This is a genomic window from Pseudonocardia aurantiaca (assembly GCF_039526725.1).
Taxonomy (GTDB): domain Bacteria; phylum Actinomycetota; class Actinomycetes; order Mycobacteriales; family Pseudonocardiaceae; genus Pseudonocardia; species Pseudonocardia aurantiaca.
In genome coordinates this window covers 88,005-108,835 of the sequence record NZ_BAAAJG010000002.1, presented here as the reverse complement: position 1 = coordinate 108,835, position 20,831 = coordinate 88,005, and the positions used below count along the sequence as shown (strand labels likewise).

The 20,831-nt window shown below is 72.6% G+C and carries 20 protein-coding genes; 3 read left to right on the top strand and 17 right to left on the bottom strand.

The annotated features are described in order from the left end of the window. Positions 1-27: 27 nt before the first annotated feature. The 5 genes from ABD143_RS02385 to purS form a co-directional block, all read right to left on the bottom strand. Positions 28-2,229, bottom strand: a complete 2,202-nt coding sequence (locus ABD143_RS02385) for a putative bifunctional diguanylate cyclase/phosphodiesterase (RefSeq protein WP_343970521.1) — start codon at positions 2,227-2,229, stop codon at positions 28-30. Between the two features lie 128 nt (positions 2,230-2,357). Beyond that, a complete protein-coding gene (locus ABD143_RS02380) occupies positions 2,358-2,717 on the bottom strand; it encodes a sterol carrier family protein (protein ID WP_343971588.1) in 360 nt (119 codons plus the stop codon). A gap of 123 nt (positions 2,718-2,840) precedes the next feature. Next, positions 2,841-5,117 carry a phosphoribosylformylglycinamidine synthase subunit PurL gene (gene purL, locus ABD143_RS02375; protein WP_343970518.1) on the bottom strand — a complete coding sequence of 759 codons (2,277 nt, stop codon included), beginning with the start codon at positions 5,115-5,117 and terminating at the stop codon, positions 2,841-2,843. A gap of 233 nt (positions 5,118-5,350) precedes the next feature. Further along, positions 5,351-6,025: a phosphoribosylformylglycinamidine synthase subunit PurQ gene (purQ, locus tag ABD143_RS02370; RefSeq protein WP_343970515.1), complete on the bottom strand. Its 675-nt coding sequence runs from the start codon at positions 6,023-6,025 to the stop codon at positions 5,351-5,353. Continuing rightward, on the bottom strand, positions 6,022-6,255 hold the full coding sequence (gene purS / locus ABD143_RS02365) for a phosphoribosylformylglycinamidine synthase subunit PurS (RefSeq protein ID WP_343970513.1): 234 nt from the start codon (positions 6,253-6,255) through the stop codon (positions 6,022-6,024). Before purS ends, purQ begins: the two co-directional genes overlap by 4 nt. A gap of 61 nt (positions 6,256-6,316) precedes the next feature. Between purS and ABD143_RS02360 the strand changes: the two genes are divergently transcribed. Beyond that, on the top strand, positions 6,317-7,297 hold the full coding sequence (locus ABD143_RS02360) for an NAD-dependent epimerase/dehydratase family protein (protein WP_343970510.1): 981 nt from the start codon (positions 6,317-6,319) through the stop codon (positions 7,295-7,297). Between the two features lie 28 nt (positions 7,298-7,325). Here the strand turns inward: ABD143_RS02360 and ABD143_RS02355 are convergent, their stop codons facing one another. Next, on the bottom strand, positions 7,326-7,628 hold the full coding sequence (locus tag ABD143_RS02355; protein ID WP_343970507.1) for a hypothetical protein: 303 nt from the start codon (positions 7,626-7,628) through the stop codon (positions 7,326-7,328). Positions 7,629-8,034: 406 nt separating this feature from the next. Between ABD143_RS02355 and ABD143_RS02350 the strand changes: the two genes are divergently transcribed. After that, positions 8,035-8,667 (top strand): MBL fold metallo-hydrolase, encoded by a 633-nt coding sequence (locus ABD143_RS02350; protein WP_343970505.1) that lies wholly within the window; start codon positions 8,035-8,037, stop codon positions 8,665-8,667. 20 nt (positions 8,668-8,687) lie between these two features. Here the strand turns inward: ABD143_RS02350 and ABD143_RS02345 are convergent, their stop codons facing one another. The 6 genes from ABD143_RS02345 to ABD143_RS02320 all read right to left on the bottom strand — a co-directional run bounded on the left by ABD143_RS02345 (position 8,688) and on the right by ABD143_RS02320 (position 13,777). After that, positions 8,688-9,476 carry a DUF2334 domain-containing protein gene (locus tag ABD143_RS02345; RefSeq protein ID WP_343970503.1) on the bottom strand — a complete coding sequence of 263 codons (789 nt, stop codon included), beginning with the start codon at positions 9,474-9,476 and terminating at the stop codon, positions 8,688-8,690. Positions 9,477-9,556: 80 nt separating this feature from the next. After that, entirely contained in the window at positions 9,557-10,402 is an 846-nt protein-coding gene (locus tag ABD143_RS02340; protein ID WP_343970500.1) for a phosphoribosylaminoimidazolesuccinocarboxamide synthase, read from the bottom strand. Next, entirely contained in the window at positions 10,399-11,817 is a 1,419-nt protein-coding gene (gene purB / locus ABD143_RS02335; RefSeq protein ID WP_343970497.1) for an adenylosuccinate lyase, read from the bottom strand. Before purB ends, ABD143_RS02340 begins: the two co-directional genes overlap by 4 nt. An 11-nt stretch (positions 11,818-11,828) precedes the next feature. Further along, complete coding sequence (locus tag ABD143_RS02330; protein ID WP_343971585.1) at positions 11,829-12,419, bottom strand: TetR/AcrR family transcriptional regulator; 591 nt, start codon at positions 12,417-12,419, stop codon at positions 11,829-11,831. Positions 12,420-12,480: 61 nt separating this feature from the next. Continuing rightward, positions 12,481-13,245, bottom strand: coding sequence for a hypothetical protein (locus ABD143_RS02325; RefSeq protein WP_343970494.1), 765 nt, complete (start codon positions 13,243-13,245; stop codon positions 12,481-12,483). 13 nt (positions 13,246-13,258) lie between these two features. Next, a complete protein-coding gene (locus ABD143_RS02320; RefSeq protein ID WP_343970491.1) occupies positions 13,259-13,777 on the bottom strand; it encodes a SigE family RNA polymerase sigma factor in 519 nt (172 codons plus the stop codon). A gap of 159 nt (positions 13,778-13,936) precedes the next feature. Between ABD143_RS02320 and ABD143_RS02315 the strand changes: the two genes are divergently transcribed. Then, positions 13,937-15,067, top strand: a complete 1,131-nt coding sequence (locus ABD143_RS02315; protein ID WP_343970488.1) for a threonine aldolase family protein — start codon at positions 13,937-13,939, stop codon at positions 15,065-15,067. On the opposite strand, the gene ABD143_RS02310 is transcribed toward ABD143_RS02315, so the two are convergent. From ABD143_RS02310 to purD, 5 genes are all read right to left on the bottom strand, one after another. Next, complete coding sequence (locus tag ABD143_RS02310) at positions 15,021-15,830, bottom strand: potassium channel family protein (RefSeq protein ID WP_343970485.1); 810 nt, start codon at positions 15,828-15,830, stop codon at positions 15,021-15,023. The two genes, ABD143_RS02315 and ABD143_RS02310, sit on opposite strands and share 47 nt — an antisense overlap. Before the next feature lie 18 nt (positions 15,831-15,848). Continuing rightward, positions 15,849-16,634: a DUF4097 family beta strand repeat-containing protein gene (locus ABD143_RS02305; RefSeq protein ID WP_343970482.1), complete on the bottom strand. Its 786-nt coding sequence runs from the start codon at positions 16,632-16,634 to the stop codon at positions 15,849-15,851. A gap of 456 nt (positions 16,635-17,090) precedes the next feature. Then, positions 17,091-18,215, bottom strand: coding sequence for a pyridoxal phosphate-dependent aminotransferase (locus ABD143_RS02300; protein ID WP_343971581.1), 1,125 nt, complete (start codon positions 18,213-18,215; stop codon positions 17,091-17,093). A gap of 139 nt (positions 18,216-18,354) precedes the next feature. Then, positions 18,355-19,257, bottom strand: a complete 903-nt coding sequence (locus tag ABD143_RS02295; RefSeq protein WP_343970479.1) for a hypothetical protein — start codon at positions 19,255-19,257, stop codon at positions 18,355-18,357. A gap of 255 nt (positions 19,258-19,512) precedes the next feature. Continuing rightward, positions 19,513-20,778, bottom strand: coding sequence for a phosphoribosylamine--glycine ligase (gene purD, locus ABD143_RS02290; protein ID WP_343970477.1), 1,266 nt, complete (start codon positions 20,776-20,778; stop codon positions 19,513-19,515). Positions 20,779-20,831 lie beyond the last annotated feature (53 nt).

The following is a 20,831-nucleotide window of genomic DNA, read 5'->3' as shown; positions in this document are numbered from 1 at the left end:
CAACATGCTCCTTGCGCAGACGGCGGCTCAAGTTCCGATGTTACGCCGCCACAACTCGGGGACCCACTCACCGGGACCCGCGTCACCGAACCAACGTCCCTGCCCGACGTCGCAACCCAGCTCGGTGAGCCGGTCGGCCTGCAGGGTCGTCTCCACCCATTCGGCCGTGACCTCCAGCCCGAGCGCGTGGGACATCTGGATCAGAGCGCGCACGATGGCGTGGCCGACCGGGTCGGGCGACGGGTTGCGCAGCCCGTCGACGAACGAGCCGTCGATCTTGAGGGCGTGCACGGGCAGCGTGCGCAGCCAGGCGAGGCTGGAGTAGCCGGTGCCGAAGTCGTCGAGCGCGAGGCGCACACCGGACTCGCGCAGCTCGGTGAGCGCGGCGAATGCCACGAGCTCGTCGCCGAGCACCGCCTGCTCGGTGATCTCCAGCTGGAGCTTGTGGGCGGGCAGGCCGGTGGCCGCCAGCACGCCGGTGACCTCCCGAACCCAGCCCGGTTGTGCGAGCTGCACCGGCGAGACGTTGACGCTGACGAAGGGTGCATCCGGGCCCAGCTCACGCCACCAGGACACGGCCTGCGCGCACGCGGCTTCGAGGACCCAGCGGCCGAGAGGGACGATCGCTCCGCTGTGTTCGGCCAGGTCGATGAACCGGCTGGGCCCGATCACACCCTGGTCGGGGTGCTGCCACCGCACGAGCGCCTCGGCGCCGTACACGCGCCCACTCCCGAAGTGGACGAGCGGCTGGAACGCGAGCCGGAACTCCGCGCGGTCGATCGCTCCCCACAAGCTGGAGAGCAGCGCGAAGCGCGCCGACTCGGCGGTGTCGCGCTCGTGGTCGAACAGGACGTGCCGGTTGCCGCCGAGCACCTTCGCCCACCCCCGGGCGACGGTCGCCGCGCGCAGGAGCTCGGCCGGGTAGCCGTCGTCGGTGGCGACCTCCGCCACGCCGATGCTGGCCGAGATCTCGAGGGAGTGCCCGTCGATGTGGAACGGGGTGGCGAGAGCGGCCTGCAGCCGGTCGGCAAGCCTGCTGACGTCGGCGGCGTTCTCCGGTCCGGCCATCAGCACGGTGAACTGGTCGGCGCCGGTGCGGCTGACGAGGTGCTCGCCCGAAGCGAGCCGCAGCCGGCCGGCCACCCCGAGCAGCAGCCGGTCACCGATCTTCTGGCCGAGGCGGTCGTGGATCGCGTTGAACCCGTCGAGCTCCAGCGTGCAGATCCCCACCCGGGAGCCCTCGGCGGCGAACGTGCGGCGCAGCCACTCGTCCACGACGCTCTGGCTGGGCAGGCGGGTGAGCTGGTCCTGGAAGGTCTCCTCCTGCACCGGCGACCACAGCCGGTGGTGTTCCGAGAGGTCCTCCACCATCGCCACTAGGTGCGACGGCTCGCCGAACGCGTCGAGCACGCGGGAGCCGGTGGAGTGCACCCACAGCACAGTGGAGTCCACGCGCACGAGCCGCAGCTCCATACGCACCACCTCGGTGTCGCCCCGGACGAGTCGCTGCAGGCTGTCGACGACGTCGGTCATGTCGTCGGGGTGCACGAAGTCGGAGACCGGGCGCGGCTGGTCGAGCGGGCCGGTGAGGCCGAACATGGCAGCGAGCGCCGGGTTGAGGTCGAGCACCCTGCCGTCGAGGCCGAGCAGCGCGACGCCGATCGGCATCTGCTCGTAGGCAGCGCGCCGGTGCCGGTCGCCGACGACGGGCACGCACTCTCCCGGCACGGGAACGACCCGGACATCGGGAACGCTGCTGCCGGCAATCCCGGTGCGGGCGGTGTGCTCGTCGAGGCGCTGGCGCCGCTGCAGGGCACCTACTATCCCGGCGACCATCTGGTCGACGGCCGCGGCGAGCCGGCGCTCGCCCTCGGGGCCGGGCACGCCGAGCGCGGCGGGAGCCGCGCGTCGAAGCAGCTGCAGGCTCGGCACCACGACGTCCTCCGGGTCGTGGGCCGGATGGGGCCGGCCGCACCCTCCGGTGGCGAGCAGCTCCACCCCGATCTCCCTGGCTGCGAGCGGCCAGAACGGCTCCGCGCGCAGCACGGCCGCGAGTCGCCGGAGGAGTGTGGCGAGATGGGCGGCGGCCCCCGGGTCGCCGTCGTGCGCCACGCGCGCCCATTCGGCTGCCAGCCCGTCGATCCCGGCGTACGGTCCTGGCGTGCGCGCGCGGCCGTCCGTGTTCGGGGGCGCGTAGACCGCGCCGGGAAGGCTGCGCGGAGCACCCACGCGGCCACCTCCTGTCGCCCGTTCGGTTCCCGCTCGACGCTGATCAGATCAAAGTTTCCGTGTCTCGCTCTTTTCGCGCCACTGCGAGCTGTCCACACTCGACTCCGCGTCGGCGCCAACGGTATCGGTCAAGCCAGCGGAAGGAGGTGCGCCACCTCCGCGCTGCGCGTGCCGGATGCGAGGAGCGCACCCGACGCGATCGCCTCCTCCCATGTCAACGCCCCGGTGGCGAGTGCGAGCCACGTGCGCGGGTCGGTCTCGACGACGTTCGGCGGCGTGCCCCTGCCGTGGCGAGGGCCAATGACACATTGAACAGCTCCGAAAGGAGGCACGCGTACCTCCACGCTGCGCCCCGGCGCGGCCGCCGCCAGCACCCCGAGGCTCTCCTTCACGGCGGCCCGCAACACCGACCGATCCGGCGTCGCGCCACCTGCGAGCCACGCGCGCACAGCAGCATCGGCCCTGGTCACATCAGGGCCGGACGCCATCTCCGCGCCGCGGAACTCGTGCCCCACGGCGGCGACCGTAGCCCAACAACCGGGCGCTGACCCTCCGGATTTGGCTCTGTCCACCGTACGGGCGCCCGGTGACGCCTGAGCGCCGCAGCGGCGTCACCCGAACAGCGCAGGCAGTGTTCCCTCCCACGCCGTGTGCAGCTCATCGAGTGAAAACCCCGGAATGTCCGTGATGGTGAGGTCGTCCCCTCCCGTGGTGCCGAGTACGTGCGCGGGGACGCCCGCCTCGGCGGCCATCCCGAGCAGGTCGTCCGCCCGGTCGGGGTCGACGGTCACGAGCACCCGGGCGGCCGACTCCGAGAACAACGCGACGAACGGGTCGAGCGCCGGGAGCTCCACCGTCGCACCCCGCCCGCCGACGAGGCAGGACTCGACGAGGGCCTGCGCGAGCCCGCCGTCGGACAGGTCGTGCGAGCCGGATAGGAGCCCGTCGGCGGCGGCCGCGGCCAGCAGTTCGGCGAGGCGCTCCTCGGCGGCCAGGTCCACGACGGGCGGGCGCCCACCGAGGTGGCCGTGGACGACGTTCGCCCACTCGCTGCCACCGATCTCGTCGTAGGTCTCGCCGAGCAGGACAACAGTGTCGCCGTCGCGCCGGAACCCCGACGGGACGCGCCGCGCGACGTCGTCGATCACGCCGAGGACGCCGACGACGGGGGTCGGCAGGATCGCACGGACCCCGGTCTGGTTGTAGAAGCTGACGTTGCCGCCGGTGACCGGGATGCCCAGCTGCGCACACCCGTCGGCGAGCCCGCGCACGGCCTGCTGGAACTGCCACATCACGTGCGGGTCCTCTGGCGAGCCGAAGTTCAGGCAGTTCGTGACGGCGAGCGGCACGGCCCCGCTGGTGGCGACGTTGCGGTAGGCCTCGGCCAGCGCGAGCTGCGCGCCGGCGTAGGGGTCCAGCGCGACGAAGCGCGAGTTGCAGTCGGTGGCGACCGCGATGCCGCGTCCGGTGCGCTCGTCGATCCGCAGCACACCGGCGTCGGCGGGCTGTGCCCCGACCGTGTTGCCGCGGACGTAGCGGTCGTACTGGTCGGTGACCCACGCCCGGCTGCACAGGTTGGGGCTGGCCGCCATGCGCAGGATCTCCGCGCGCAGCTCGCTCGGGGCGGCGGGCCGCGGCAGGAGGTCGGGCGAGTCTGCGATCAGGTCGTCCTGGCTCTCGGAGCGCAGCACCGGACGCCGGTAGACCGGGCCGTCGTGCGCCACCGTGCGCGGCGGGACGTCCACGACGGTCTCGCCGTGCCAGTCGATCACGAGCCGGTCGCCGTCGGTGACCTCGCCGATGACGGTGGCGAGCACGTCCCAGCGCCGGCAGACCGCCATGAACGCCTCGACGTCCTGCGGCCGCACGACGGCGCACATGCGCTCCTGCGACTCGCTGGAGAGGATCTCGGCGGGCGTCATCCCCGATGCGCGCAGCGGCACGACGTCCAGGTCGACGTGCATGCCGCCGTCACCGGCGCTGGCCAGTTCGGATGTGGCGCACGAGAGCCCGGCACCGCCCAGGTCCTGGATGCCGACGACCAGCCCGGCGTGGAACAGGTCGAGGCAGCACTCGATGAGCACCTTCTCGGTGAACGGGTCGCCGACCTGCACCGACGGGAGCTTCTTCCGGCCGGTCTCCTCACCGAACGTCTCCGAGGCGAGCACGGACACCCCGCCGATGCCGTCCAGCCCGGTGCGCGCACCGAACAGGATGATCTTGTTGCCGGTGCCGGAGGCGAACGCGAGGTGCAGGTCCTCCGTGCGCATCGCGCCGACGCACAGCGCGTTGACCAGCGGGTTGCCCAGGTAGCCCGCGTCGAACACGACCTCGCCGCCGATGTTGGGCAGGCCGAGCGAGTTGCCGTAGCCGCCGACGCCTGCCACCACACCCGGCAGCACGCGCCTGGTGTCGGGGGCGTCGGCCGGGCCGAATCGCAGTGGGTCGGCGACCGCGACCGGACGGGCACCCATCGCCATGATGTCGCGCACGATCCCGCCCACGCCCGTGGCCGCGCCCTGGTAGGGCTCCACGTAGGACGGGTGGTTGTGCGACTCCACCTTGAACGTCACCGCCCAGCCGTCGCCGATCTCGACGACACCGGCGTTCTCCCCGATCCCGGCGAGCATCCGCTCACGCATGGCGTCGGTGGTGGTCTCGCTGAAGTAGGCGAGGTGCACCTTCGACGACTTGTAGGAGCAGTGCTCGCTCCACATCACCGAGTACATGGCGAGCTCGGCATCGGTAGGCCTGCGCCCGAGGATCTCACGGATGCGCGAGTACTCGTCGTCCTTCAGCCCGAGCTCCCGGTAGGGCTGCGGGTGGTCCGGAGTGGCGGCGGCGTTGTCGACGGTGTCGGCCTGGTGGACGGTGGCGGCGGACGTCACGACTCCCCAGCGTACGGAACTGCATGGACGTGCCCGCGTACGCCTCGCCACACTCGTCCGGTGACATCTGCCTTGACCTCCTGCAGCACCTCGCGCCCATCGCGGCGGGGCAGGGCAGGTTGAGGTCGAGCAGCACGAGGTCCGGGCGCGGATCCCACCCGGCAGGCGACTGGCTGACGCGGCAGGTCGGGACGCAGGTGGGTCCGCAGCACGAGAGACCGCGACACGTCGTCCTATGCGGCGGATGCGGCGGTCTGCACGATGGACGTGAAGAGCGCGAGCCCGTCGGCCGACGGACCCGTCAGGGGGTCGATCGCGTGCTCGGGGTGCGGCATGAGCCCGACCACCCTGCCGTCGGCGGAGCTGATCCCGGCGATGCCGGACAGCGCACCGTTGGGGTTCTCCCCCGCGTAGCGGAAGACCACCCGGCCCTCTCTCTCGAGCCGGTCTATCGTGGCGGCGTCGGCGACGAAGCGGCCCTCCCCCGACTTCAGCGGCACGAGCAACTCCTGGCCGGCGGTCAGCCCGCCCGTCCACGGGGTGTCCGTGGACTCCACCTGCAGCCGCAGGTCGCGGCAGACGAAGTGCAGCCCGGAGTTGCGCACCAGCGCTCCCGGCAGCAGGCCTGCCTCGCAGAGGATCTGGAAGCCGTTGCAGATGCCGAGCACCGGAGTGCCCCGGCCCGCGGCGGCTATGACCTGCCTCATGATCGGCGCGAGACTCGCGATGGCGCCTGCCCGCAGGTAGTCGCCGTAGGAGAAGCCGCCGGGCACGATCACCGCGTCCACGCCCTGCAGATCGCGGTCGGCGTGCCAGAGCGCGACGGGTTCGGCGCCCGCGTACCGGACCGCCCTGGCCGCGTCGACGTCGTCGAGGGTGCCAGGGAACGTGATGACGCCGATCCTCATGCGCGCGTCACCACCCAGTCCTCGATCACGGGGTTGGCCAGGAGTGTGCCGGCCAGCCGGTGCAACGTCTCGTCGTCGACCGAGTCGTCCACCTCGAGCACGAAGTGCTTGCCCTGACGCACGTCCGCGACTCCCTCGACCCCGAGCCGAGCGAGCGCACCCGCGACGGCCTGCCCCTGCGGGTCGAGGATCTCAGGCTTGGGCATCACGTCCACCACGACCTTTGCCACGTCATCAAGCGTACGGCGAACATCGTTGCCCCTACCCGGTGACGTCGGTGAGGCTCCTCGCATGGGTCGATGGCTGGTGCTCGGTGGCACGCTGTTCCTGTCCAAGGCGGTGGCCGCCACCGCGGTCGCACGCGGCCATGAGGTGGTCTGCGCCGCGCGTGGGGCCTCCGGAGGGACGCCTGCCGGCGCGAAGCTGGTCGCCGTGGACCGGAACGAGCCGGGCGCCCTCGACCCGCTGCGCGACGAGCGCTTCGACGCCGTGGTGGACGTGGCCAGGATGTCGTACGGGTGGGCGCGATCGGCCGTCGAGGCGCTGGCCGCGAACACACCCCACTGGACGTTCGTCTCGTCGATCAGCGTGTACGCCGACCCGTCCGCCATCGGCGGTGGCCCGGACGACGAACTCCTCGCGCCCCGCACCGACGAGACCACGGACATGGAGGCGTACGGGGCGATCAAGGTGGCGTCGGAGAACGCCGTGCGCGACGCCGCAGGCGACCGGGCGCTGATCGTGCGGGCCGGGCTGCTCTGCGGGCAGGACGACGTCAGCGACCGGTTCGGCTACTGGCCGAACCGTTTCTCGCGGGGTGGGCGCGCGGTGGTGCCGGACGCCCCCGGCCAGCCGGCGCAGATCGTGGACGTGCTCGACGTCGCCGACTGGATCGTGCGGTCCGGCGAGGAGCACGTGGTGGGTACGTTCGACGCGAGCGGCCCGCGCTCGACCCTCGGTGCCGTGCTGGAGGAGATCGCCGAGGCGGTCGGCGCCCCCGGCCTCGAACGCGTCCCGGTCGCACCGGACGCGCTCGTGACCGCCGAGGTGCAGCCGTGGTCGGGCCCCCGGTCGCTGCCGCTGTGGCTCCCGGACTCGCACGCCGGCATGACCGCGCGGGACACGAGCGCAGCCGCCGCAGCGGGCCTGCGCTGCCGCCCGGTGGCCGACACCGCGCGTGCCGCCCTGGAGCACGAGCGCGCCCTCGGGCTGGGCCGCCGGGAGCGCCGGGCCGGGCTGACCCCGGAGGACGAGGCCGGCCTGCTCGGCTAGCTGCCCCGCTCGAGGTTCGGGCGTGGGCTCAGTCGCCCTTGCTGCGCCCCTGGCGCGGAGACCGCTCGTCGCCGGGGTCAGGCGGCAGATACGGACGAGCCCACCCATAGACCGTGGTCATCGGCAGGCCGACCAGTTCCGCGATGCGCGGCCACGACAACCGATCACGGCTGTACAGCTCCGCGAGCAGCCGGCCGGTCCGCTCGGGGCCGAGCTTGGTCACCTCGCCCGACGCGCGGGCTGCCTCGATCAGCTCATCGTCTGAGAGGTCGCGGACATCCCGGGCGAGCAGGCGGGCCAGCTCCGCCAGTCGCTCGGGGTCCTCAGACACCCGATCGACGCTAGTTGCGGAATCTTTCGAAATCCGAAAGGCTGTTCCTTGTGAGCGGCGCGAGCACCGGCCCGGGTGACGTCCCTGGCCCCCTGTGGTCATCGTCCCTGCGGTGGGATACCCGGGTGGTGTATGTCGATCGGCGGCAACGTTGGTGGTGGAACGCCTGGCGCGAGGCGACCGCTACCGAGCTGTACGGCTTCGCTGACTCGCGGGAAGAGGCAACCCAGGCGATGTATCGCGCCATCGATCAAGCGGGGCGCGCCGGAGCGTGCAGCGACGCGTCAACCGAACACGCCTTATGACGTTCGTCGAGCGAACGGAGAGCCCAGGAGCGTAGGCGCGGGGAGGACACCTGCCCCAGCACAACTGCACGATCACATCGTGCCGGTGGGACAGTGGAGGGGTGCAGACCACCCATTACGGCCACGCGTGCGTGCTGCTCGACACGGGTGCCGCCCGGCTGCTGATCGACCCCGGCGTGTTCTCGGAGGGGTTCGAGGGCGTCAGCGGGCTCGACGCCGTGCTCATCACGCACCAGCACGTCGACCACCTGGACGCCGACCGGCTCCGGCCGCTGCTGGACGCCAACCCGGACGCCCGGCTGATCGTCGACTCCGGCACGGCCACCCAGCTCGCCGAGAAGTCGATCGAGCACGAGGTGGTGTCGCCTGGCGCGGCGTTCGACCTGGCCGGAGCGCGGATCGAAGTGCTCGGCGGTGACCACGCCGTCATCCACCCGGACATCCCGGTGATCCCCAACAACGCCTACCTTGTGGACGGCACCCACCTGCACCCCGGCGACTCGTACACGCCCCCAAGCGGCCCGGTCGACGTGCTGTTCCTGCCGACGGGCGCGCCGTGGCTCAAGATCTCCGAGGCGGTGGACTACCTGCGAGCGGTCGCGCCGCCCGCGGCGGTACCGATCCACCAGGCGATCCTGTCCCGCCCGGAGATCTACTACCGCCTCTTCGAGAACCTGGCGCCGAAGGCGACGACGCTGAAGGTGCTGGACCACGCCCAGCCCACCACCCTCTGACAGAGGATGGACGGCCGCGGTCAGGCGGCGTAGGCCCGCTGCGTCGCCCCGTAGGTCGTCGGCACCGCGCCCAGTGCCAGCGCGGCGTCCACCGCCGCCAGCACCGCGGTGCGGCGCGACGCGCGCTTGAGGTCCTTCGCACGGATGTTGATGCGCACCAGCCCGCCGCGGCGCACCGTCCTCGTCACCTCGGCCACGAGCACCCGGCAGCGCCACGACTCGGCGGCCTTGCGGTCGTCACCCAGCGGGTGCCGCTCGCCGGACGCCCGGAAGCCCATCACCTTGGCCCGCACGAGGGGCGCGTCCGGATCGCGCAGGCGGCGCACGCCGTTCTCGTCCGCGAGCACGCCGAAACCCTGCTCGCGCAGCGCGTCCACCGTGCCGGGCGAGGCGAGCCAGCGGGGCGGCACGAACAGGTCGGTGCGCAGCCCCACCGCCGTCAGCGTGCGGCGGGCAGCGGTGAGCCGGAGGCCGGCCTCGTGGCGGGGCAGCGCGGCGAACTCCGCGCGCCTGCCCACCCGGGCGATCGTCGAGCCGTGCCACGAGCCGATCGGGTCGGCGGTGTGGTCGTAGCCGTGCAACACGACCGCGTCGCCTGCTGAGCGGCGCTCATGCATCCATCGCACGAGTGCGGAGTCCTCCCGCAGCGGCTCGGCCCCCGACCGGGGCCGCAGCAGTTGCGAGAGCGGCACGCCGCGGGCAGCCATCTCGGCGGTGAACTCGGCGCCGCGCGCGAGTGACTCGGGGTTCTCGTCGGTCAGCCCCGAAAGCGACACGAGCAGATGGGGTACGGGCAGCTCTGCGACCACGCGCCCATGAACGCACGCCAGCGTGAACTCGGGTTGGCCGTCGGTGAATGGCCTGGTGGTGACTCGGCGTCAGTCGCCTGTCACCACTCCTCGCCGGTGATCCGCTCGTACGCCTCGACGTACCGCGCCCGGGTGGCGGCGACGACGTCGGCGGGGATCTCGGGCCCCGGCGGGGTGCGGTCCCAGTCGAGCGTGCGCGACCACTCGCGCACGAACTGCTTGTCGAACGAGAACTGCGGGCGGCCGGGCTCCCAGGAGTCGGCAGGCCAGAACCGCGACGAGTCGGGCGTGAGGACCTCGTCGGCGAGCACGATCTCTCCGGTTGCCGGGTCGCGCCCGAACTCCAGCTTCGTGTCGGCGACCAGGATCCCGTTGCGCGCCGCAGTCTCCGCGCCGCGGGTGTAGACGGCCAGCGTCAGCTCGCGCAGCCGCGCTGCCGTGTCCGCCCCGACGGCCGCGACGACGTCGTCGAACGTCATGAACTCGTCGTGCTCGCCGACCGGTGCCTTCGTCGTGGGCGTGAAGATCGGTTCGAGGAGCTTGGAGCCCTCGACCAGGCCGGGAGGCAGCGCCACGCCGGAGACCGTGCCCTGCTTCTCGTACTCCTCGAGCCCGAGCCCAGCGAGGTAGCCGCGCGCGATGCACTCCACCGGCAGCATCTCCAGCCGCCGGCAGCGCACGGCCCGGCCGGCGAACTCCGCCGGGACGTCCGTGGCTGAGATGACGTGATGCGCAACGATGTCGGCGAGCCGCTCGAACCACCACACCGACAGCCGGGTGAGCACCGCGCCCTTGTCCTGGATCGCGGTCGGAAGCACGACGTCGTAGATCGAGATCCGGTCGGACGCGACGAGGATCAGATCTCCGCCGTCTTCTGGCCCGTCGAGGTAGACGTCCCGGACCTTGCCCGAGTGCAGCAGCTTCACAGGATGGCTCCGGGGGTGTAGGCGGCGGCCTCGGGATGGGCGTCGACGATCTGCTGGACGCGGTTGACGACTGCGGCCACCTGCGCCGTTGCCGCGCCGGTGAACCGCAGTGGGTCGGCGAGCAGCCCGTCGAGGGCGCCTGCGGGGAGCCCGAGGCGCTCGTCGCCCGCCAGCCGCGCGACCAGGTCGTTGTCCGGCTGGCCCTTCTCCCGCATGGCCAGCGCGACGCCGACGGCGTGCTCCTTGATCACCTCGTGCGCGGTCTCGCGCCCGACGCCCGCCCGCACCGCCGCCATGAGCACGGCGGTCGTCGCAAGGAAGGGCAGGTAGCGGTCGAGCTCGCGAGCGATCACGGCCGGGTACGCGCCGAACTCGTCGAGCACGGTGAGCGTGGTCTCGAACAGCCCGTCGATCGCGAAGAACGCGTCCGGCAGGACGACGCGGCGCACCACCGAGTCGGAGACGTCACCCTCGTTCCACTGGGCGCCTGCCAGCTCGGCCGCCATCCCGCTGTAGCCGCGCAGCAGCACGGTCATCCCGTTGATGCGCTCGGCAGAACGCGAGTTCATCTTGTGCGGCATCGCCGACGAGCCGACTTGCCCCGGCCGGAAGCCCTCAGTGGCGAGCTCGGCGCCCGCCATCAACCGGATCGTCATGGCCAGCGACGACGGCGCGGCCGCGAGCTGGACGAGCGCGCTCACGACGTCGAAGTCGAGGGACCGCGGGTAGACCTGCCCGACACTGGTGAGCACCCCCGAGAACCCGAGGTGCGCCGCGACCCGCTGCTCCAGGTCCGCGAGCTTCGCGGGGTCGCCGTCGAGCAGGTCGAGCATGTCCTGGGACGTACCGACCGGGCCCTTGATCCCACGCAGCGGGTAGCGCCGGCGCAGGTCCTCCAGCCGCTCGTATGCGACGAGCAGCTCGTCGGCCGCGGAAGCGAACCGCTTGCCCAGGGTGGTGGCCTGCGCGGCGACGTTGTGCGAGCGGCCCGCGACCACCAGCTCCGAGTGCTCCGCAGCCCTTCGGGCGAGGCGCGCGAGCACGGCGACCGTGCGGCCCCGGACGTGCTCGAGCGAGAGCCGCACCTGCAGCTGCTCGACGTTCTCCGTGAGGTCCCGGCTCGTCATCCCCTTATGGATGTGCTCGTGGCCGGCCAGCGCGCAGAACTCCTCGATGCGCGCCTTGACGTCGTGGCGGGTGACGCGCTCGCGTGCGGCGATGGAGTCGAGGTCCACCTGCTCGACGACCCGTTCGTAGTCCTCGACCACCCCGTCGGGGACGGCCACACCCAGGTCGCGCTGGGCCTTGAGCACCGCGATCCAGAGCCGCCGCTCCAACACGATCTTGTATTCGGGTGACCAGAGCCGGACCAGCTCAGGGCTCGCGTAGCGGGCGGCCAGCACGTTGGGAATCACGTTCGTGCAGCTTACGGCCCGTCCCCGAGGCTACGCAGCAGCACCTCGCGCCCGACGGCCCGCGGGTCAGGGGCGGCTTCGATCAGAGCGCTGATCACCGCACCGTCCACCAGCGAGACAAGGTCGCGCAGCGGGGTCTCGCCGAACGGCCGCCCGGAGCGCTTCAGGATCTCGGCGAGCAGCGCGTCCAGCTCGGCGCGCAGCTCGCGCATCAGCGGGGAGAGGTAGGGCCGCCGCCCCGCCCCGACGAGCCGCTCGTAGCGCAGCAGCACGGCGGCAAGGCCGCCCGCCCGCGACTCCGGCCCGAGCAACTGGTCGAGCACCAGCTCCGCCAGTTCGGGTGTGTCCAGAGCGCCCTCGGACAACGCGTCGAGCTGCGCGTGGCCCTCCGCCAGCTCGTCGCGGCTCGTGCGCTCGACGGCCGCTGTGACGAGGTCCTCCAGCGAGGCGAAGTAGTACGTGGTGGACGCCAGCGGCAGCCCGGCGACGTCCGCAACCGCCCGATGCCGCACGGCGTCGAAACCACCGGAGCGCAGCAACGCGGCGGCCGCCGTCACCAGCTCCTGCCGCCGCCGCTCGCCCTTTGCGGTGCCCACACGCACAGTCTCTCGCGCGGCAGACCGCACGGCACACACCTGCCGTGCTCGGTGTGTGCGGTCGGCCTCAGAGGCGGGGGGCCAGGTAGGTCACCGCCTGCTCCAGGCGGTCCGTCAGCGGCGCCTCGCCGTCCGGGCGGTCGGGCCGCGATGCGACGACCACCGTGCCTCCTGATGCCGTCGGTGCGGTCATCGCGCCGTCGGGCGCCTGCACTGCGGCTCCTGGCGGGAGGTACTCGACTGTCAGGAGCCCGGTGGCGGCGCCGTCGCGGACCTCGACGTTCACCCCCCGTTCCCCGGCGGGACGGCACTCCATCGTGGTCGCCGCCTCGGGTGCGCCGACCACCTCGGGGAGCACATGCTCCACCAGCGCGCGCAGCGCCGGATCCTGACGGTCGGCGCACTCCGCGCTGCCGGGCCCGAGCGGCGCTGCCCCTGCAACCGCCGCATCGGGTGCAGCGGCCTGGGCCGGCGCGCCCGGCCCAGCGGGAGGCCGCGCGTTGTTGTTCTCCGGAGCCGCGGCCCGGGACTCGGCGCCGGGTGCGGGCGCCTGCAAGGGCACCTCGGGACCGGACTCGATCATCGGCGCGGCGGCAGTGGAAGCGTCGCCCGCACCGCCCTGCTGGTTCGCCGGCAACACGATCATCCCTCCCACGCCGACTGCGGCGAAGAGGGCGACACCGACGCCGGTCACCGCGGCTCGGCGGCGGATCGTCACCCGCCGCGAAGCCGCGACGACGGACCGGTGGTCGAAGCCGGGCGGGGGTGCACCGGGGTCGGATGCAGCGGCCCTGAAGAGCGTGCTCAGGTCGTCGTCGTCGACGTCGGTCATTCCCTCACCTCCCCTATCCGGCCGGCCGCAGGTCGTCGAGCGCGTCGCCGAGCACGGCGCGCAACGCCGTGAGCCCGTGCGCGGTCTGGCTCTTCACTGTGCCCTCGCTGCACCCGAGTGCGGCGGCCGTCCCCGCGACGTCCAGGCCGTCCAGGTAGCGCAGGACGAGCACCGCGCGCTGACGGGGCGGCACCGACCGCAGCCCGTCGACGAGGACGTGCCGCGTAGCCACCGCGTCGGACGCCGAGGGCACCCCCGTGCGGTCGGGCGGCGGCTCGGCGGTCGCCCACTCACGCCGCCACGGGCGCCGCGACTCGTCGACGACCGCGCGCACCAGCGTGCGCCGCATCCACGCGTCGAGCGCCTCGCGGTCACGGATCCGGCGCCAGTGCCGGTGCAGGGCGACGAACGCGGCCTGCGCGTGGTCGTCCGCGCGGTGCCAGTCGCCGCACAGGAGGTACGCGGTGCGCCGCACGGCATCGCGCCGCTCGCGGAAGTACTCGGCGAACTCCCGCTCGCTGGGCTCGTCCACCCGGCCGGTCCCTCCCTCCCGTGAGCGTCGGTCGAAGGACGCGAGGATCGGGGAAGCCCGTTGCACACCGCAGCCCCGTTCCCCCGAACGGCCTAGTATCGTGATCTTCTTGTGACCCTCTCGCCACCATCCTGTCGCCGACTGGTTGAATCGGCGGCCGTGCGACCCACCTCGCGAGCCCGGCGATCGGCCCACGACGGTCCTGTCGACCTCCGCTCGGACACCGTCACCCGTCCGACGAAGCAGATGCGGGCCGCGATGGCGGCGGCCGAAGTGGGCGACGACGTCCTCGACGGGGACCCCACGATGCGCGAGCTCGAGGAGCGCGTGGCCGGTCTGCTCGGCACCGCCGATGCGATGTGGACGCCCAGCGGCTCGATGGGCAACCTGATCGCGCTGATGCACCACCTCGAGCGCGGCGACACGTTCCTCGCCCCGGAAGGCGCGCACGTCCTCAGCAACGAGCTGGGCACGGCGGCGTGGCTGGCCGGCGGGATGCCGCAACCCCTCCCGCACGACGCAGGCCCTGGCAAGGTCTCGCCGACGGCCGTCCGGCGGGCCGCCGGAACCGCGGGCCCGTACTACGCGCTGCGCACCACGCTCCTGTGCCTGGAGAACACCCACAATGCGGCCGGCGGAGCGGTGATGGCCCCCGACGAGCACGCGGCGGTGGTCTCAGCGGCGAGGGCGGCCAAACTCAAGGTGCACCTCGACGGCGCCCGGATATGGCACGCGGCCGTGGCACTCGGAGTGCCGCCCGCTGCGCTGACCGTCGGCGCCGACACTGTGCAGGTCTGCCTGAGCAAGGGCCTCGGCGCGCCGGTCGGGTCGGTGGTCGCAGGGTCGGCCGACTTCGTGGCCGATGCGCGGCGGCTGCGCAAGATGCTCGGCGGCGGCGTGCGGCAGGGCGGGGTGGTGGCGGCTGCCGGGCTGGTGGCCCTCGACCGGATCGGTCGCCTCCACGAGGACCACGAGCGCGCCCGCACCCTCGCCGCAGGGCTGCGCGAGCGCGGCTGGCAGGCCGCGGTCCCGCAGACCAACATCGTGCTGGTCGCGGTGGCCGACCTCGAGGGCACGCTGGAGCGGTTCGCCGCGGCAGGCGTGCGTGCGTCCGCGATGTCGGGCCAGGTCCGGCTGATGACTCACGCCGACCTCAGCGACGCCGACATCACCACGGCGCTCGATCGGATCGGCCAGGTGGAGCCGGGGTCGACGGGCGGAGCGCCGGCACGGGGGCGCGGCCTCAGGTCGGCCGTCGATCGCGCTCCAGCTGGTCCAGCCGGGCAGTGATCGCACGCAGCTCCTCCAGCACGGCCGCGAGCTGCACCTCGGTGCGGCCCACGTCCGCCGAGACCTCCTCCAGCTCCTGCCCCATCTCCTCGGTGATCTCCTCGGCCGCCCCGGCGCCCGTCCGGCGGACCGTCTCGACGAACCACGCAGCAATCGACGCCGTCACCACACCGAGCAGAGCGATACCCGTGACCATCAGCGAGGCCGCCACCGTCCGGCCCTCGATCGTCACCGGGTAGCGGTCGCCGTATCCGACGGTGGAGATCGTGGTGAGCGTCCACCACACCGCCTCCCCGAACGTCGTGATCGACGCGTCCGGGGCGCCTCGCTCGGCGTCCAGCACGGCGAGCGAGGCCACGAACCCGACGAGGACGACGCTGCTCGACACGTAGACAGCCACGCGCCCGCGGAAGTCACCGCGCAGCTGCCGGTTGAGCACGGAGATCACCGTGATGACCCGCAGCGCCCGCAGCTGCCGGAACATCGGCAGGGCCAGGATCAACAGGTCGAGCAGGTGCGTGCGGACGTAGCGCCACTTGCGCCTGGCCAGCGCGATCCGCACCAGGTAGTCAAGTCCGAAGATCACCCACGTACCCGTGAGCACGACCTCCAGCACGGTTCGGCCGAGCGGCGTGATCGACGTGTCGAGCACCTGCCACGCGTAGGCGCCGAGGAAGACGACCGCAAGCCCGGTGAGCCACCAGTCCACGCGCCGGTCCCAGGCAGCGATCCGGGGCTCCTCCGGCGGCGAGGGTATGGCCATGCGGCGGAGCGTATGTCCTCAGCGCGGGCGCACATTCACGTCGCCGCTGCTGGAGCGGACGCGCACCGTGCTGCTCGCGGACGCGTCGGTCGGGATGCTCACCGACTGATCCCCCGAACTGGTCTCGGCCTGCACCCGGTATGTGCCGCCGGCCGGCAGCGCGACGTCCACCTCACCGGCACTGACATCCACCTCGACCGCCGACGGCGCCGTGGCGAAGTCGAGTCTGAGATCACCGGACGACGAACTGGCCCGGAAGGTCGGCACGTCCAGCCGTTCGCCCGTGACCTCGCCGGAGCTCACCTCCAGCGTCACCGGCCCGCGCAGGTCGGCGAGGTGGACGTCGCCGCTCGACGCCCGCACCGTCGCCGACTCCACCCCCACCCCGCTCGCGGCTACCCGTCCTGAGCTCGACCGCAGGTCGAGCACGAACCCGTCCGGCACGCGGACGTCGTAGTCGACGCTGCACCGCCCGAAGGTTGCGCCGACGCACTCCGCCGCGAGCGCCACGCCGTTTGCGGTGGACGTCTCCGTGAACGTGGGGCCCGCAGATTCCGGGCTGCGCACGATGCGGGTGACCTCGACGCGGTCGCCCTCGGCCCGCCCGACGGTGACATCCCCCGCGCCGACGTCGACGGTCAGCCGTGGCACCTGAGCGTCGAAGACCATCGACTCGGATGTCTCGACTACCGCGGCCGTAAACCCCCGCACGGTGGCCGCCCCGCCCACCGCCAGCACCGCGGCGATGCCCACCAGCCCCAGCACCAGCCCGGTCCGCCGCCGCGCCGGAGTCGAATCGATCATGGTCAAGATCGTAAGCACCGGAGCTCCCCGAAGCACTCCGGTAAACCCCCGTATCTCCCGTATCGGGCGGGTCAGCCGGCGGTGGCGAGTTTCCTTCGCAGCTCAGGAGCTACTCGGCGAACTAGGCAAGCCTTGCAGTCCAGCGACCGGGAGCCACCCTGGCCGAGGGGCACCCACCGGCTGCTCCTGCCATCCGTCGAACCAGATCTGACACTCGCCGACCGCGGCCGAAAACCCGAATAGTCGCATCATCATTCGGCCGATCCCGTCCCGCTTCATATCTCCATGCGCTTGACGTCGGACACCTTCCCGCAGATCGGGCGCCGGGGCCCGACCATGATCGCCGCGATGGGGACGTGACCTGCAAATATGCAGCTCATGCCCCCCGGACGGCGATCTTCGGCGGAGGCGGCCTCCCACCCGTGCAAGGAGCACCAGAGCATCCGCTCCTAACGCTCACGAGCGCGCGTTCGGCAGCCATTCCTCGAGCCTGAACATCGCTTCCCGGATGTCGTCGGCATCCCCGGCGAATGAAAGGCGTACGAACCGGCCCCCGTCCACGGGATCAAAATCGATCCCGGGCGCCACCGCGACGCCGGTCTCCGCGAGCAAGCGATAAGTGAAGGCCATCGAATCCGCCGTCAGGTGCGACACGTCCGCGAATACGTAGAAAGCTCCGTCGGGCGGGGCGAGCCGGGTGACGCCGAGCCGCGCGAGCCCGTCCAGCACCAGTTCGCGGTTCACCGCGTACCGGGCGACGTGAGAGTCGGCCTCCGCGTAGCTCGCGGGGTGGAACGCGCCGAGCGCCGCGTGCTGCGCGAGCGCGGGCGGGCAGACCGTGAAGTTGCCGGCGAGGCAGTCGGCCGCGCGCAGCAGGCGCGGCGGCAGCAGCAGCCAGCCCAGCCGCCAGCCGGTCATCGAGAAGTACTTCGAGAACGAGTTGACGACGATCGCCTCGCGCGACGTGCTCCACGCCGACGACGTCGCGGGCGAGCCGGCGTAGGAGATGCCGTGGTAGATCTCGTCGCTCACGAGCTGGACGCCGGTGCCCTCGCACCAGGCAGCCAGTGCGGCGAGCTCGGACGGGTCGAGCACCGTGCCTGTCGGGTTGGCCGGGCTCGCGACGACCAGGCCCTTCACCGGCTCGTCAAGGGCCTCGAGCATCGCGACGGTGGGCTGGAAGCGGGTCTCCGGGCCGCACGGCAGCTCGACGACCTCGCAGCCGAGTGCGGTGAGGATGTTGCGGTAACAGGGGTAGCCGGGGCGAGCCATGGCCACCCGATCGCCCGCGTCGAACGCGGCGAGGAACGCCAACAGGAAGCCGCCGGACGAGCCGGTGGTGACCAAAACCTGCTCCGGCGCCACGTCGAGCCCGTATGCGCGCGCGTAATGCTCGGCGATCGCCGTACGCAGCGGCGGGATGCCGGGCGTCACGGTGTAGCCGAGCACCTCACCGCTGATCGCCGCGGTCGCCGCTTCCCGCACGGCAGGCGGGGCCGGCGTCGACGGTTGCCCGGCCGAGAGGTTGACCAGGTCGCCGTGCGTGCGCTGGCGCTCCGCCGCCGCCGCCCACACGTCCATGACGTGGAACGGCGGGATGGCGGCGCGGGCTGCAACGGAGAGCCCGGACGTGGTGGGGTGGGTCGTCACATGCCGAGAGTAAGCAGACCGGTGACCGCCCTCCGCGAGCGGAGGGCGGTCACCGGGATGGTGCTCGGTTTCAGATGAGGCCCTGGACGAGGTCCGTGGCCGAGAAGACGTCCGCCGAGGCCGGCAGGGAGTCCGTGACGGTGCCCGAGACGCTGTCGAGGTCGAGCGCGGCAGACGTCGGCAGGCCACCGGCGAGACCGGTGACGGTGCCAACGGCGTCCGGCAGGGCCGGCAGCGAGGGCAGGGCGTCGGTGCCCGGCAGGGACGGCAGCGAGGGCAGGGCGTCGGTGCCCGGCAGGGACGGCAGCGACGGCAGGTCGCCGACGCTCGGCAGGGCCGGCAGGCCCAGGTCGCCAACGGCCGGCAGGCTGCCGACAGCCGGAAGCGACGGCAGGGCCAGGTCGCCGACAGCCGGAAGCGACGGCAGGGCCAGGTCGCCGACAGCCGGAAGCGACGGCAGGGCCACATCGCCGACAGCCGGCAGGCTGCCGACAGCCGGGAGGTCCGGCAGGGCGACCGGCAGCGCGGCCAGCGCGCCGGCGATCGGCAGCGAGTCGACGGACGGCAGGGCCAGGTCGCCGGTGCTCGGCAGCGCGGGGAGCGCCGGGAGCGAGACGGCGTCGACGGCCGGCAGCGCCGGGAGGTCGATGCCGGCGGCGCCGCCAACGTTGAACAGGTCGAGGTTGACACCCTCGAAGGCCGCGCCGTCGATCGGCAGCTGGGACGGAAGCTCGGTCGGCAGGGCCGGGACGCCGAGGGCGTCGAGGCCCGGGACCGACACGCCGTTGGCGCCGAGCTGGACGTCCAGCGCGTCGTTGTCGAACGTGCCGCCCAGGTCGAGAGTGGCCGCACCCGCGGGGCCCGCTACCGCGAGCATCGCGATGGGTGCGCCCAGGACGCCGAGCGCGGTCCGCCCGGCGATGCGCGACGCGCGCCCCTGGGTTGTGTGTCGGGGTCGTGCGTTGTTCGTCATGCGAGTCCTCAGGTTCTCGGGGGAGCGAACGGACGGACCGGAGGGAGCCGGTCGCCCATCACGGGGAGCGACGACGGTGTAGATCACTCCGGGTGGGCGAGACCATGGCCCTGCCACCCGTTCGGCCGCAAGTTGCTCTCAGCGACCCGAGAGGTCGGGTTCGGGGCCCGAATGGCGCAATGAGCTTGCTCTTTGGTGGACGGGCGAGCACGGAACGAGTTGCCAAATGTCACCCCATCGGGTGATGCCCCAGCACTAGCGCGGGGCCGGAACAGCAACTTCACCACGCACCGCGCGCAGTGCGATGTCCGTGCGGTAGTGGGATCCGGCCAGGTGGACGCGCTCCAGGCGCTGGTATGCCTCCGCCCGGGCGGCCTCCAGGTCGGCGCCGGTGCCGACGACGGAGAGCACGCGCCCGCCGGCGGACACGACCGCCCCGTCGTCGCGCCTACGGGTGCCCGCGTGCAGCACGCCCTCACCATCTGCGCCGGCGATCACGTCTCCGAGCCGCGGGGTACCGGGGTAGCCCTCGGCCGCGACCACCACGGTGACGGCGGCGCCGTCGGCCCACTGCACCGGCGGCTCGTCGGCGAGGGTCCCCGTCGCGGTGGCGAGCAGCAGCCGCGCGAGCGGGGTGCGCAGCAGCGCGAGCACGATCTGGGTCTCCGGGTCGCCGAACCGGCAGTTGAACTCGATCACGGCGGGTCCGGCGGCGGTGAGCACGAGCCCGGCGTACAGGAGCCCGCTGAACGGGGTGCCGCGCCGGACCATCTCCGCGGCCACCGGCGCCACGACGCTCGAGACCAGCTCGTCGGCCAGCCCGGGTGAGGCCCACGGCAGCGGTGCGTAGGCGCCCATCCCGCCGGTGTTCGGCCCGCTGTCGTCGTCGCCGACCCGCTTGAAGTCCTGGGCAGGCAGGAGTGGCACGACCGTCTCGCCGTCGACGAGACAGAAGAGCGAGACCTCCGGCCCGTCGAGGAACGACTCGAGCAGCACCGGGTGGCCGCCGTCGAGCAGGGTGCTCGCATGCGCCCGTGCGGCGTCGAAGTCCTCGGTGACGACCACGCCCTTGCCCGCGGCCAACCCGTCGTCCTTCACGACGTACGGGGGCGTGAAGCGGGCGAGCGCGGCGTCGAGGTTCGCCGGGTTGTCCACGACGACCGACGAGGCGGTGTTCACACCGGCCCTGGCCATGACGTCCTTCGCGAAGCTCTTCGAACCCTCGATCCGCGACGCCGCCGCGCTGGGCCCGAAGCAGGGAATGCCGGCGGCGCGCACGGCGTCGGCCGCACCTGCGACGAGCGGCACCTCCGGACCGACCACCACCAGGTCGGCCCGCCAGCCGCGGGCCAGCGCCGCGACCGCTTCGGGGTTGCCGACGTCGAGGCCGAGCTGTTCGGCCACGGCGGCAGTCCCGGCGTTGCCAGGCGCGCAGGCGAGCGCCGTGACTCCCGGGTCCTGCGCCACGGCGAGGACGATGGCGTGCTCTCGAGCACCGGACCCCACAACCAGGACGCGCACGACACCCGATCGTAGGTCTCGGGTGACCGTCACCTCCGGTGCGCATCCGTCGT

Bases quoted from the DNA above. Each gene is read 5' to 3' on its own strand.
- ABD143_RS02295 (WP_343970479.1), bottom strand. From the start codon at position 19,257: ATGACGAACAACGCACGACCCCGACACACAACCCAGGGGCGCGCGTCG.
- purQ (WP_343970515.1), bottom strand. From the start codon at position 6,025: ATGAGGATCGGCGTCATCACGTTCCCTGGCACCCTCGACGACGTCGAC.
- ABD143_RS02305 (WP_343970482.1), bottom strand. From the start codon at position 16,634: ATGATCGATTCGACTCCGGCGCGGCGGCGGACCGGGCTGGTGCTGGGG.
- ABD143_RS02300 (WP_343971581.1), bottom strand. From the start codon at position 18,215: ATGGACGTGTGGGCGGCGGCGGCGGAGCGCCAGCGCACGCACGGCGAC.
- ABD143_RS02380 (WP_343971588.1), bottom strand. From the start codon at position 2,717: ATGGCGTCCGGCCCTGATGTGACCAGGGCCGATGCTGCTGTGCGCGCG.
- ABD143_RS02325 (WP_343970494.1), bottom strand. From the start codon at position 13,245: ATGACCGACGTCGACGACGACGACCTGAGCACGCTCTTCAGGGCCGCT.
- ABD143_RS02360 (WP_343970510.1), top strand. From the start codon at position 6,317: ATGGGTCGATGGCTGGTGCTCGGTGGCACGCTGTTCCTGTCCAAGGCG.
- ABD143_RS02310 (WP_343970485.1), bottom strand. From the start codon at position 15,830: ATGGCCATACCCTCGCCGCCGGAGGAGCCCCGGATCGCTGCCTGGGAC.